Origin of the sequence: Pseudomonas soli, from assembly GCF_021283165.2 — a bacterium.
GTDB lineage: Bacteria > Pseudomonadota > Gammaproteobacteria > Pseudomonadales > Pseudomonadaceae > Aquipseudomonas > Aquipseudomonas soli.
This window is the reverse complement of the sequence record NZ_CP128543.1, coordinates 5,031,259-5,043,703: the sequence shown is the minus strand read 5'-3', so window position 1 is coordinate 5,043,703 and position 12,445 is coordinate 5,031,259. Positions and strand designations below refer to the sequence as shown.

Genomic DNA, 12,445 nt, shown 5'->3' with positions numbered 1-12,445 from the left:
GCATGGCAATGGGCTTGTTCCGCGACAGGGCCCGGCAGTCAGGCGCGGAACGCTGCCCTGTACTCTCCAGGCGTCGCCCCCAATGCCTGGCGAAACCTGTTGCTGAAATGGCTGGCACTGGCGAACCCGCACGCCAGTGCCACCTCGCCCAAGGCTGGCGTGCCCAGGCGCAGTAAGCGACAGGCCCTGTGCAGCCGCCGGGCAAGCAGATACTGATGCGGCGGCAGGCCGAAACTTGCCCGGAACATCCGTGCAAAGTGGTACTCGGACAGGTTGCAGCGCAGCGCCAGCTCGCCCAGCGTCAGCGGCTGGTCCAGGTGGGCCTCGATATAGTCCACCAACTGCCGACGCTGGTGCGGCGCCAAGCCACCCCTGAGTTTGAGCCCATGGCGCAGGCCGACCTGGTTGAGCACGGCGTGGTCGATGATGTCGTGGGCAAGGCTGCTGGCCAGCAGGCGTTCGCCGGGCTCGGACCAGTCCATGTCGATCAGCTGGCGAAAGCGTGCGGCCTGTTGCGGATCGTCGAGGAAGGTCGCCTCGCGCAGCTGCATTTCACGCGGTTCGCGGTCCAGCAGGCGGGTGCAGCCAAGGGCGAACTGTTCCTCGCTGATGTACAGGTGGGCAAGGCGGATCGAGCCATTGATTACCCAGTTCGATTCGTGGCCGGCGGGCATCACGCACAGTTTGTCCGGTGCGCCGCGGTCGGCCGGGCGCTGGCGGCGGAAAGTACCGGTGCCGTCGGCGATGTAGCACGACAGGGTGTGATGGCTGGGCGCCTGGTAATCACGGGCATCGTCGCGGTTGCTCCACAATGCCGCCGCCAGGCCGTCGCCCAGGTGCGCGCTCAGCTCCAACCGGGCGTTGGGTGAGGCGTTGAGGGCGTTGAAGACTTGCAGGTGGTCGAGTGCGGGCATCGGAGACTCCTCTGAAGGCCATCGTACTGCGGCGTGGGCGGGAAGGCAGCTGGCGGAGGAGGAAAAGCGCAAGTTTATGCAAGCGCAGGTGTGAAGCCCGGGAAGACACTGTTTGCCTGTGACGGCCATCGCGGGGCAAGCCCGCTCCCACGCCAGCCCGCCAGGGTGGCCCAATGTGGGAGCGGGCTTGCCCCGCGATGGGCCGAAAGCCTGTTCGAGGAAGCCGCCATGAACCTGTCGCTCTACCTGCTTACCGTCCTGATCTGGGGCACCACCTGGATCGCCCTGAAGCTGCAACTGGGTGTGGTCGCCATCCCGGTGTCGATCGTCTACCGCTTCGCCCTGGCCGGGTTGATCCTGTTTGTCTTGCTGCTGCTCACCCGCCGCTTGCAGCCGATGAACCGACGTGGTCACCTGGTGTGCCTGGCCCAGGGCTTGTGCCTGTTCTGCGTCAACTTCATGTGCTTTCTCACCGCCAGCCAGTGGGTCGCGACCGGCCTGATCGCCGTGGTGTTTTCCACTGCCACCCTGTGGAACGCGATCAATGCGAGGGTGTTCTTCGGCCAGAAGATCGCTGCCAATGTGCTTGGCGGCGGAGCCATGGGGCTGCTGGGGTTGGGGCTGCTGTTCTGGCCGGAGCTTTCTCATCATGCCGCCAGCCGCGAAACCCTTTATGGCCTTGGCTTGGCACTGCTTGGAACGCTGTGTTTCTCCGCCGGCAACATGCTCTCCAGTGTGCAGCAGAAGGCCGGGCTCAAACCCATGACCACGAATGCCTGGGGCATGGTTTATGGCGCGTCGATGCTGGCAGGGTATTGCCTGTTCAGGGGGATCCCCTTCGATATGGAGTGGAACACGCGTTACATAGGCTCGCTGCTGTATCTGGTGATCCCGGGCTCGGTGATCGGCTTTACCGCCTACCTCACGCTGGTCGGGCGCATGGGGCCGGAACGGGCAGCCTACTGCACCGTGCTGTTCCCGCTGGTGGCGTTGAATGTGTCGGCGTTTGCCGAGGGGTATCAATGGACAGCGCCGGCATTGTTGGGGCTGGTGGCGGTGATGGCGGGGAACGTGCTGGTGTTTCGCAAGCCCAAGCCCAGGCCTGTGGAAGGGGAGCTGGCAGTCAAGTAATGGCGCCTTGTCGCAGTCTGCGGTGGAAACAGACTGCGACGGGGCCAGGCGCTCGGGCTGAACGACTCAGCCTTTCCACACTTGTGGATTCACCAGGTCCTGCGGCCGCTCGCCCAGCAACGCCGAGCGCAGGTTGTCGATGGCCCGGTTGGCCATGGCTTCGCGGGTTTCGGCAGTGGCCGAGCCGATGTGCGGCAAGGTCAGGGCGTTGGGCAGCTTGAACAGCGGCGAATCGGCCAACGGCTCCTTTTCGTACACGTCCAGGCCGGCGCCGCGAATGGTACCTTCCTGCAGCGCCTCGACCAGTGCCACTTCGTCAACCACCGGGCCACGGGCGATGTTGACCAGGAACGCGCTGGGCTTCATCAGCTTCAGCTCGCGGGCGCCGATCAGCTTGCGGGTGGCGTCCGACAGCGGCACCACCAGGCAGACGAAATCGGCCTCTGCCAGCAGCTCATCCAGGCTACGGAACTGCGCGCCCAGCTCTTGCTCAAGCGCGGCCTTGCGGCTGTTGCCGGTGTACAGCACCTGCATGTTGAAACCGAAACGGCCACGGCGGGCGATAGCCGCGCCGATGTTGCCCAGGCCGACGATACCCAGTTTCTTGCCGTGCACATCGCAGCCGAACTGCGCCGGGCCGACGGTGGCCTGCCAGTGGCCGGCCTTGGTCCAGGCGTCCAGCTCGGCGGTGCGCCGGGCGCAACCCATGATCAGGGCGAAGCCCAGGTCGGCGGTGCTTTCGGTGAGCACGTCGGGGGTGTTGGTCAGGGCGATGCCGCGCTCGTTGAAGTAGTCCAGGTCGTAGTTGTCGTAGCCGACCGAGACGCTGGACACCACCTCCAGCTTGCCCGCGCCTTCGAGCTGCGCCCGGCCCAGCTTGCGGCCGACGCCGATCAGGCCGTGGGCCTCGGGCAGCGCTTCGTTGAACTGGGCGGCGATGTCGCCCAGCTTGGGGTTGGGCACGATCACGTTGAAGTCGTGTTGCAGGCGCTCGGCCATGGCCGGGGTGATGCGGCTGAAGGCCAGGACGGTCTTTTTCATCGGGCTGCTTCTCTGCAAGGCGGGTAGGGGCGGTGTCGTTGCTTAGCAACCTACCATTGTCCCCCGCCCGAATGCACCGGCTTTTTCAGTTGGCGATCAGCAGCTCGTGGGTTTTCAGGTCGGCCTCGTGGGCGGCGAGAATCTCCGGCAGCGAGTTGCGCAGGTACTCGACCCAGGTCTTGATCTTCGCATCCAGGTACTGGCGCGACGGGTAGATCGCATACAGGTTCAGCTCCTGCAGGCGGTACTGCGGCAGGATCCGCACCAGGCTGCCGTCGCGCAGGCCATCGATGGCGGTGTAGATCGGCAGCACACCCACGCCCATGCCGCTGCGGATCGCGGTCTTCATCGCATCGGCGGAGTTCACCTGGAACGGCGAGCTGGTGATGTTGACCACCTCCTGCCCCTCGGGGCCGTCGAACAGCCATTTCTCCAGCGGGATCACCGGGCTGACCATTCGCAGGCAGGCATGCTTGAGCAGGTCGGCGGGCTTGTGCGCGAAGCCATGGCGCGCCACATAGTCGGGCGCGGCGCAGACGATGCTGTAGGTGATGCCCAGGCGCTGGGAGACGAACCCCGAGTCCGGCAGCTCGCTGGCCAGCACGATCGACACGTCATAGCCCTCGTCGAGCAGGTCGGGCACGCGGTTGGCCATGGTCAGGTCGAAGGTCACGTCCGGGTGCGATTCGCGGTAGCGGGCGATGGCGTCGACCACGAAGTGCTGGCCGACGCCGGTCATCGAATGCACCTTCAACTGCCCGGCGGGGCGGGCATGGGCATCGCTGGCCTCGGCCTCGGCTTCTTCGACGTAGGTAAGAATCTGTTCGCAGCGCATCAGGTAGCGCTTGCCGGCCTCGGTCAGCGCGATGCGCCGGGTGGTGCGGTTGAGCAGGCGGGTTTGCAGATGGGCTTCCAGATTGGAGACCGCCCGCGACACGTTCGCGGTGGTCGTATCCAGTTGCGCCGCGGCAGCGGTGAAGCTGCCGAGCTGGGCCACGCAACTGAAAGCACGCATGTTTTGCAGGGTGTCCATGGGTCACTCTCGGTTTAGAGGACAAAATTGTGACATGAAGTAACGCTGTTTCGCTTCCGACTAAAGCCGGATTATCGCTGTTTTGGTAACAAAGATTCGCAGGAATATACGCTTATCGCCAATGAAACCCGCCCCTAGAATTGCCCGGCCCCTCCACCTCTTCCTCGGGAAATCGCAGCTGTGCCGCGTCGCAACATCAGAGCGCTTAGCGCGCTCAGTGCCTGTGCCCTTAGTCTCACCTTGAGCGGCTGTATCGGAACCTGGGGTATCGCCCCGCAGAGCAAGACCCTCCAAGCCAACCAACTGACCACCGACGACGCCATCCGTGAGGCTGCGCGCGACGCCCACTGGCCGGCCCAGCAATGGTGGCGCGCCTATGGCGACGCGCAGTTGAACGACTGGGTCGCACTGGCATTGGCCGGCAGCCCGAGCATGGCCATGGCCGCCGCGCGGGTGCGCGAAGCCAAGGCCATGGCGGGCGTGGTGGAGTCGGCGGAAAAGCTGCAGGCCAACGGCAACGCCACCCTCAAGCGCCACAACTGGCCGGAGGATCAGTTCTACGGCCCCGGCGCGCTGTCCGGCGCCAACACCTGGGACAACAACGCCGCCATCGGCTTGAGCTACGCCCTGGACCTGTGGGGCCGCGAGCGCAATGCCAGCGAGCAGGCCGTGGACCAGGCGCACATGAGCGCCGCCGAGGCGCGCCAGGCCCAGCTGGAGCTGGAGAACAACGTGGTGCGCGCCTACATCCAGCTCAGTCTGCATTACGCCCGGCGCGATATCGTGCGGGCGGAGCTTGCGCAGCAGGAGCAGATCGTCGCCCTGGCCAAGCGTCGCCTCGACGGTGGCATCGGTACCCATTTCGAAGTCAGCCAGGCCGAGGTGCCGCTGCCGGAAACCCACCGCCAGATCGATAGCCTCGACGAAGAGATCGCCCTGACTCGCAACCAGCTGGCGGCCCTGGCCGGCAAGGGGCCGGGGGAGGGCGCGAAACTGCAACGCCCGACCCTGACCCTCGCTGCGCCGCTGAAACTGCCCTCGAACCTGCCCGCCGAACTGGTCGGCCAGCGTCCCGACGTGGTCGCCAGCCGCTGGCAGGTGGCGGCCCAGGCCCGTGGCATCGACGTGGCCCATGCCGGGTTCTTCCCCAATGTCGACCTGGTCGGTGGCCTCGGCTTCATGGCCACCGGGGGCGGCCCGCTGGAGTTCCTCACCGGGCGCAAGTTCAACTACAACGTCGGGCCGGCCATCAGCCTGCCGATCTTCGATGGTGGCCGCCTGCGCTCGCAACTGGGCGTGGCCTCGGCGGGCTATGACGTGGCCGTGGCGCGCTACAACCAGACGGTGATCGGCGCGTTGCAGAACATCTCCGACCAACTGATCCGCCGCGAGTCGATGAAGGAGCAGGCGCACTTCGCCGCCGAATCCGTGGCCGCCGCGCAGAAGACCTACGATATCGCCACCGTCGCCTTCCAGCGCGGGCTCACCGATTACCTCAACGTGCTGAACGCCCAGACCCTGCTGTTCCGCCAGCAGCAGGTGCAGCAGCAAGTGCAGGCCGCGCGCCTGGTGGCCCATGCCGAACTGGTCACTGCCCTGGGCGGCGGCCTGGAGGCGGGCAAGGATGTGCCCGATCAACAGCGCCAGGCCGCACCGAAAACACCCGCCACCCTGGCCATCTTCGACACGCCGGACCACGCCGAATGAGCACATCGAGCTTGCCCTTGCGCTGGCTGCAGAGCCTGGAGTGGCGCCGGGGGTTCTTTGCCTGGGCGCGTACCGACGGCGTCACCTGGGTCTATATCTTCAAAGTCCTGGCCGCCGCCTTCATCACCCTGTGGCTGGCCATGCGCCTGGAGCTGCCGCAGCCGCGCACGGCGATGATCACCGTGTTCATCGTCATGCAGCCGCAGAGCGGCCATGTGTTCGCCAAGAGTTTCTACCGGGTGCTCGGCACCCTGGCCGGCTCGGCGATGATGGTCGCGCTGATCGCGATCTTCCCGCAGAACACCGAGCTGTTCCTGCCCAGCCTGGCCCTGTGGGTCGGCCTGTGCTCGGCGGGTGCCATGCGCTATCGGACCTTCCGTGCCTACGGTTTCGTGCTGGCCGGCTACACCGCGGCGATGATCGGCCTGCCGGTGCTGCAGCACCCCGACCAGGCGTTCATGGCGGCGGTGTGGCGGGTGCTGGAGATCGCCCTGGGGATTCTCGTTTCGACCTTCGTCAGCGCCGCGATCCTGCCGCAGTCGGCCAGTGCCGCCATGCGCAACGCCCTGTACCAGCGCTTTGGCGTGTTCGCCGGGGTGGTGGTCGAGGCCCTGCGCGGCGACAGCCAGCGCGACCGTTTCGAGACCAGCAATGTGCGCTTCGTTGCCGAGGCGGTGGGCCTGGAGAGCCTGCGCAACGTCACCGCCTTCGAAGACCCGCACATGCGCCGCCGCTCCGGCCGGCTGGTGCGGATGAACAGCGAATTCATGGCCATCACCACGCGTTTCAACGCCCTGCACCGGTTGCTCGAGCGCCTGCGCGCCCGTGGCCCGCTGCAGATCGTCGGCGCCATCGAGCCCGGGCTGGCCACCCTGGCCGAGCTGCTGCAGCCCTATGTCGGCCGGGCATTGACCGACGCCGACGCCTTGCGCCTGGCCCTGGAGCTGGGCACCTACAAGGAAGGCCTGCAGGCCCAGGTGCGTGGTCTGCGCGCCGAGTATCTGCAGACCAACCCCAGCGAGTCTGACCTGCTCGACTTCCATACCGCCTTCGAGCTGCTGTACCGCTTCGTCGACGAGATGTACAGCTACGCCGAGACCCACGCCTCGCTGGCCGTGCACAAGCACGAACGCGAACAGTGGGACGAACCTTATGTGGCCCAGACCAGCTGGCTGGTATCGCTCGCCGCTGGGGTGCGCGCCTCGGCGGTGCTGTTGCTGCTGGGCAGCTACTGGCTGCTCAGCGACTGGCCCAGCGGTGGCATGATGACCCTGATCGCCACGGTCACCGTGGGCCTTTCGGCGGCATCGCCGAACCCCAAGCGCATGGCGTTCCAGATGGCCTGCGGCACGGCGATCGGTGCCTTCGTCGGTTTCTTCGAGACGTTCTTCGTGTTCCCCTGGATCGACGGTTTCCCGTTGCTGTGCATGGTCCTGGCGCCGGTGTTCGTGCTCGGCGCATTCCTCGCCTCGCGCCCGGCCTATGCCGGTTACGGCCTGGGCTTGCTGGTGTTCTTTGCCATCGGCTCGGTGCCGAACAACCTGACGATCTACGACCCCTACACCTTCATCAACGACTACATCGGCATGGTCATTGGCATGTTCGTCTGCGCCGCAGCCGGGGCGATCATCCTGCCGCCCAACAGCCGCTGGCTGTGGAGCCGCCTGGAGCAGGAGCTGCGTGAGCAGGTGCTGTTCGCCATCGGCGGGCGCCTGCGCGGCCTGGGCTCGGCCTTCGAAAGCCGCACCCGCGACCTGCTGCACCAGGCCTACGGCCTGGCCGCCGGCAAGCCGCAGGTGCAGAGCCAGCTGATGGGCTGGATGTTCACGGTGCTGGAGATCGGCCACGCCATCATCGAGCTGCGCAAGGAGCAGGCCCGCGCCCCGGTGCACCCGGCCTACGCCGAGTCGCAGCCGTGGCGCCAGGCCATCCGCGTCATGGGCCGGGCCCTGGCGCGGTTGTTCCTGCAACCCAGCGCCAGCAACCACGAACGCGCCCTGGTGGCGGTGGACCATGCCATCAGCCGCGTGCAGGCCACCGACGAACCTTTCGCCCGGCACTTCGACACCTCGGTGTTACGTCGGGCGCAGAGCTACCTGCACTTCATCCGTTCCTCCCTGCTCGACCCACAGTCGCCGCTGGCTCCGGCGAAAGGATCGCACGATGCTCCGTGAAACCATGCCCCGCGAGATCGCCTTCCATGGCGTGTACATGCCCACCATGACCTTGATGTTCCTGTTCGCCCTGGGCCTGGCCTGGGGCCTGGACCGGTTCATCGCCAGCCATGATGGCTATCGCTTCTTCTGGCACCCGGCGCTGCTGCGCCTGAGCCTGTTCGTTTGCCTTTTCGGCGCCCTGGCGCTGTCGCTCTACTGGTGAGAATCCTGCAATGAAAAAGTTCTTCAGCCTGATCGCCACCCTCCTGGTGCTGACCGCTGCCGTGGTGATCGGTCGCCAGTTGTGGCTGCACTACATGACCACGCCGTGGACCCGCGACGGCCGGGTGCGCGCCGATATCATCAACGTTGCCGCCGATGTGCCAGGCTATGTGGTGGACGTACCGGTCAAGGACAACCAGCGGGTGAAGAAGGGCGACGTGCTGATCCGCATCGACCCCGAGCACTACCAGTTGGCGGTGGAGCAGGCCAAGGCGCTGGTGGCCTCGCGCAAGGCCACCTGGGAAATGCGCAAGGTCAACGCCAGGCGCCGCGCCGACATGGACAACCTGGTGATCTCGAAAGAGAACCGCGACGACGCCAGCAACATCGCCAGCTCCGCGCTGGCCGACTACCAGCACGCCCAGGCCCAGCTGGCCGCCGCCGAACTGAACCTCAAACGCACGCAGATCGTTGCCACCGTCGATGGCTATGTGACCAACCTGAACATCCACAAGGGCGATTACGCCCGCACCGGCGAGGCAGTGATGGCGGTGGTGGATGAGCAGTCGTTCTGGGTGTACGGCTTCTTCGAGGAAACCAAGCTGCCCCACGTCAAGGTCGGCGATGTCGCCGAGCTGCAGATGATGAGCGGCGAGCGTATCAAAGGGCATGTGGAGAGCATCGCCCGGGGGATCTACGACCGCGACAACCCGCAGAGCCGCGAGCTGATCGCCGATGTGAACCCGACCTTCAACTGGGTGCGCCTGGCGCAGCGGGTGCCGGTGCGGATCCATATCGATGAAGTGCCGGAAGGTTTCCTGCTGGCGGCGGGGACCACCTGTACCGTGGTGGTCAAGCCGAGCGAGGGCTGATCCGAGTACGTCATCGCGGGGCTAAGTCTATCGCGGGGCTTCAGCCAACTTCAGTCGGCACGCCTACCAGAACCGGTATCTGTATCCGATCGATCACCTTGGCGCTGATCGACGGATCGAGCAGCCTGCCTAGCCGTGACAGGTGGCGGTGGCCGATGATGACCAGTTCGCACTCCAGCTCCCGGGCCTTGGCGACGATCGCCTCCACCGGCTGGCCGGCGACCATGCAGCCCAGGCTGTCGAAGCCGGCGTCGCGCAGCATGCTCACGGCGGTGTTCACGGCGTGCTCGGCCTGTTGCTGTTCGTCGCAGGCGGCGGGGTATTCCTCCAACTCATCTTCGGTGTAGGCCGTGCGGTGGTCGTGCACGGCGAAGGTCGAGTCGATGGCCAGCAGCACATGCAGGGTGTGCTCGCCGGGGCGGCAGTAGCGCTGGGCGAGGGTGAGCAGGCTGGCGGCTGCCGGAGAGGCGTCGATGGCGATCAGAACCGGATGGGGCATGGGCAATCCTTTGGAGAATGGATGGCAGTGCTGCGCTCATCGCCAGCAAGTCGCAACGGCGAACCGCGGTGCCCGCAGGGAGATGCGCTGCCTGCAGGCACTGCGGTTCGCCGCCGCGGCTTGCCAACGATGAGGCCACACCATTGTCGGTTCATTGACCTCTACGGATAAATGGTCCCCCACGCACGGCGCCATTGCGTCAGACGCAATCGGCCAACCTGTTACCATCGCGTTTCCCACAGCTGTCACGGAAAACGGCCATGCAACTCCCGGACATGAACCTGCTCGTCGCCCTCGATGTGCTGCTCGACGAAGGCAGCGTGGTCGGTGCCGCCCAGCGCATGAACCTGAGCCCGGCGGCGATGAGCCGGACCCTCGGGCGAATCCGCGAGGCCATGGGCGATCCGATCCTGGTGCGTGCCGGCCGTGGCCTGGTGCCGACACCGCGAGCGTTGGCCCTGCGCGAACAGGTGCATGGCTTGGTGGAGCAGGCTGGCCTGGTGTTTCGCAGCCGCGATGCCGTGGACCTGGCCAACCTCGACCGCGCTTTCAACATCCGCACCAACGACCTGTTCATTGCCCTGTATGGCGCACAGTTGCTGCGCATGATGCTGGCCCAGGCGCCGCGCACGGTGCTGCGTTTCGTGCCCGAGGGCAGTGGCGATGACGATGCGGTGCTGCGCAACGGACAGATCGACCTGATCATCAGCTCGGCCATCGAACTGGGGCCGGAGATCAAGGTGCAGAGCCTGTTCAACACCTATTTCGTCGGCCTGGCCCGTGAGGATCACCCGATCTTCGATGCTCCGATCACCCCCGAGCGTTTTGCTGCCTACCCGCAGATCAGCGTGTCCCGGCGGGGGCGGGCCAACGGGCCGATCGACGTGTCGCTGGCCAACTGCAAGGTGGAGCGGCGAGTGGCGCTGATCACCACCAGCTTCCATTCGGCGATGTTCTCGCTGCCGGATTCGGACCTGATCCTGCCGATACCGGCCAACATCCTCAACAGTGTGCAGCGCTTGAAGCTGCCGTTGCGTTCGTTCGAGATCCCGGTGCCGCTGGAAAAGGTCAACGTGATGCAGGCCTGGCATCCGCGCTTCGACAATGACCCGGCGCACCGCTGGTTGCGGCAGACGCTGAAGGCTTGCGGCAGCATCGATCCTTGATGGGCAATGTTTTGCATTCGATAGCCGGCAAATCAATCTGGATTGCGTCTGACGCAACATAAAGCTGCCAACAAGTCAGTTTTCGTCAGTATTCGACCTTCTTAGACTTCACCCAGCCCTTAAAATGTTGCTGGAGATGTCTATCCATGAGTTCCCTGACCGCGCCTTCCGCCGCGCTGGCCGCCGCCCCTGCGCCGGCCGCCCCCGCGCAGACGGCGTTCGGCCTGCGGGTGGTGGTCGGGCTGTTCGGCGTGTTGCTGGCGGTGCTGTGCGCCGGGCTCAACGAGGCGGTGACCAAGATTTCCCTGAGCGACATCCGTGGCGCCATGGGCATCGGTGCCGACGAAGGCGCCTGGCTGCTGGCGGTTTACAGCGCCGCTTCGGTCTCGGCCATGGCCTTCGCGCCGTGGCTGGCCACCACCTTCTCGCTGCGCCGCTTCACCATGACCGCCGTTGGCGTCTTTGCCGTGCTCGGCCTGATCCAACCCTTCGCCCCCAACCTGCACAGCCTGATGTTGCTGCGTGTGCTGCAGGGCTTCGCCTCGGGCGCCTTGCCGCCGATGCTGATGAGCGTGGCGCTGCGCTTCCTGCCGCCGGGCATCAAGGTCTATGGCTTGGCCTGCTATGCCCTGACCGCCACCTTCGGGCCGAACCTCGGCACGCCGCTGGCTGGCCTGTGGACCGAGTACGTCGGCTGGCAGTGGGCGTTCTGGCAGATCATCCTGCCGTCGCTGCTGGCAATCGCCTGCGTCGGCTGGGGCCTGCCCCAGGATCCGCTGCGCCTGGAGCGCTTCAGGCAACTGGACTGGCGTGGGGTGTTGCTTGGCTTGCCGGCGATCAGTTGCATCGTCCTCGGCCTGTCGCTGGGCGACCGCTGGGGATGGTTTGATTCGCCGCTGATCTGCTGGCTGCTCGGTGGCGGTGTGCTGTTACTGGTGCTGTTCATGTACAACGAGTGGTCCGAGCCATTGCCGTTCTTCCAGTTGCGCATGCTCTCGCGGCGCAACCTGAGCTTCGCCCTGGTGACCCTGGCCGGTGTACTGGTGGTGTTGTCCGGTGTGGGCAGCATTCCTTCGGCGTACCTGGCGCAGATCCAGGGCTACCGCCCGGCGCAGACCAGCCCGCTGATGATGCTGGTGGCCATGCCGCAGCTGCTCGCCCTGCCGCTCACCGCAGCGCTGTGCAACATCCGCGCGGTGGACTGCCGTTGGGTGCTGGCGGCGGGCCTGGCGATGCTGGCGGCATCGTGCGTGGGTAGCAGCCTGCTGACCTCGCAGTGGATTCGCGGCGACTTCTATCCCTTCTACCTGCTGCAGGTGTTCGGCCAGCCGATGGCGGTGCTGCCCCTGCTGATGCTCTCCACCAATGGCATGACCCCGCAGGAAGGCCCGTTCGCCTCCGCCTGGTTCAACACGGTCAAAGGGCTGTCGGCGGTGATCGCCGGCGGCCTGCTCGACGCCCTTGGCACCCTGCGCCGGCATTTTCATTCCAACCACCTGGTCGACAGCCTGGGCAACGCGCCGCTGATCGACGACAACGCCGCTGGCCTGGCCAAGCGCATCCATGAACAGGCCCTGGTGCTGACCTCGGCCGACCTGTACCTGGTGATGGCGGGTATCGCCGTCGCCATGATCTGCCTGATCCCCTTCGTGCCTACCCGGATCTTCCCACCGCGTGCGGTGGCCTGAAGCCGGGGCTGAATTC

At 65.8% G+C, this 12,445-nt stretch carries 11 protein-coding genes; 7 read left to right on the top strand and 4 right to left on the bottom strand.

All coding sequences use genetic code 11. The annotated features are described in order from the left end of the window. Positions 1–38: 38 nt before the first annotated feature. Positions 39–914 (bottom strand): helix-turn-helix domain-containing protein, encoded by an 876-nt coding sequence (locus tag LU688_RS23235; RefSeq protein ID WP_038706793.1) that lies wholly within the window; start codon positions 912–914, stop codon positions 39–41. 228 nt (positions 915–1,142) lie between these two features. Here LU688_RS23235 and LU688_RS23230 point away from each other — a divergent pair, with 228 nt between their 5' ends. Next, positions 1,143–2,045 carry a DMT family transporter gene (locus LU688_RS23230; protein WP_023631099.1) on the top strand — a complete coding sequence of 301 codons (903 nt, stop codon included), beginning with the start codon at positions 1,143–1,145 and terminating at the stop codon, positions 2,043–2,045. A gap of 66 nt (positions 2,046–2,111) precedes the next feature. Here LU688_RS23230 and LU688_RS23225 read toward each other — a convergent pair whose 3' ends face one another. After that, the gene (locus tag LU688_RS23225; RefSeq protein ID WP_104444924.1) at positions 2,112–3,086 is read right to left on the bottom strand and encodes a 2-hydroxyacid dehydrogenase; all 975 of its coding nucleotides are present in this window, start codon (positions 3,084–3,086) and stop codon (positions 2,112–2,114) included. Between the two features lie 85 nt (positions 3,087–3,171). After that, the gene (locus LU688_RS23220) at positions 3,172–4,119 is read right to left on the bottom strand and encodes a LysR family transcriptional regulator (protein ID WP_023632830.1); all 948 of its coding nucleotides are present in this window, start codon (positions 4,117–4,119) and stop codon (positions 3,172–3,174) included. Between the two features lie 180 nt (positions 4,120–4,299). On the opposite strand from LU688_RS23220, the gene LU688_RS23215 reads away from it, so the two are divergent. Genes LU688_RS23215 through LU688_RS23200 form a run of 4 tightly spaced genes read left to right on the top strand, consistent with a single transcriptional unit; the run spans position 4,300 to position 9,076 of the window. Then, a complete protein-coding gene (locus LU688_RS23215; protein WP_160290929.1) occupies positions 4,300–5,826 on the top strand; it encodes an efflux transporter outer membrane subunit in 1,527 nt (508 codons plus the stop codon). After that, positions 5,823–8,000: an FUSC family protein gene (locus LU688_RS23210; protein WP_160290930.1), complete on the top strand. Its 2,178-nt coding sequence runs from the start codon at positions 5,823–5,825 to the stop codon at positions 7,998–8,000. Before LU688_RS23215 ends, LU688_RS23210 begins: the two co-directional genes overlap by 4 nt. A gap of 4 nt (positions 8,001–8,004) precedes the next feature. Continuing rightward, positions 8,005–8,205, top strand: a complete 201-nt coding sequence (locus LU688_RS23205) for a DUF1656 domain-containing protein (protein ID WP_008097766.1) — start codon at positions 8,005–8,007, stop codon at positions 8,203–8,205. A gap of 10 nt (positions 8,206–8,215) precedes the next feature. Then, the gene (locus tag LU688_RS23200) at positions 8,216–9,076 is read left to right on the top strand and encodes an efflux RND transporter periplasmic adaptor subunit (RefSeq protein ID WP_023632220.1); all 861 of its coding nucleotides are present in this window, start codon (positions 8,216–8,218) and stop codon (positions 9,074–9,076) included. 40 nt (positions 9,077–9,116) lie between these two features. Here the strand turns inward: LU688_RS23200 and LU688_RS23195 are convergent, their stop codons facing one another. After that, on the bottom strand, positions 9,117–9,575 hold the full coding sequence (locus LU688_RS23195; protein ID WP_094011739.1) for a universal stress protein: 459 nt from the start codon (positions 9,573–9,575) through the stop codon (positions 9,117–9,119). Between the two features lie 260 nt (positions 9,576–9,835). On the opposite strand from LU688_RS23195, the gene LU688_RS23190 reads away from it, so the two are divergent. Both LU688_RS23190 and LU688_RS23185 read left to right on the top strand, forming a co-directional pair. Then, positions 9,836–10,741, top strand: coding sequence for a LysR family transcriptional regulator (locus tag LU688_RS23190; protein ID WP_038706789.1), 906 nt, complete (start codon positions 9,836–9,838; stop codon positions 10,739–10,741). A 146-nt stretch (positions 10,742–10,887) separates the two neighbouring features. Next, positions 10,888–12,429, top strand: coding sequence for an MFS transporter (locus tag LU688_RS23185; protein ID WP_038706788.1), 1,542 nt, complete (start codon positions 10,888–10,890; stop codon positions 12,427–12,429). Positions 12,430–12,445 lie beyond the last annotated feature (16 nt).

Coding starts and splice junctions, on each gene's coding strand:
- LU688_RS23235 (WP_038706793.1), bottom strand. CDS start 914: ATGCCCGCACTCGACCACCTGCAAGTCTTCAACGCCCTCAACGCCTCA.
- LU688_RS23230 (WP_023631099.1), top strand. CDS start 1,143: ATGAACCTGTCGCTCTACCTGCTTACCGTCCTGATCTGGGGCACCACC.
- LU688_RS23225 (WP_104444924.1), bottom strand. CDS start 3,086: ATGAAAAAGACCGTCCTGGCCTTCAGCCGCATCACCCCGGCCATGGCC.
- LU688_RS23220 (WP_023632830.1), bottom strand. CDS start 4,119: ATGGACACCCTGCAAAACATGCGTGCTTTCAGTTGCGTGGCCCAGCTC.
- LU688_RS23210 (WP_160290930.1), top strand. CDS start 5,823: ATGAGCACATCGAGCTTGCCCTTGCGCTGGCTGCAGAGCCTGGAGTGG.
- LU688_RS23205 (WP_008097766.1), top strand. CDS start 8,005: ATGCCCCGCGAGATCGCCTTCCATGGCGTGTACATGCCCACCATGACC.
- LU688_RS23200 (WP_023632220.1), top strand. CDS start 8,216: ATGAAAAAGTTCTTCAGCCTGATCGCCACCCTCCTGGTGCTGACCGCT.
- LU688_RS23195 (WP_094011739.1), bottom strand. CDS start 9,575: ATGCCCCATCCGGTTCTGATCGCCATCGACGCCTCTCCGGCAGCCGCC.
- LU688_RS23190 (WP_038706789.1), top strand. CDS start 9,836: ATGCAACTCCCGGACATGAACCTGCTCGTCGCCCTCGATGTGCTGCTC.
- LU688_RS23185 (WP_038706788.1), top strand. CDS start 10,888: ATGAGTTCCCTGACCGCGCCTTCCGCCGCGCTGGCCGCCGCCCCTGCG.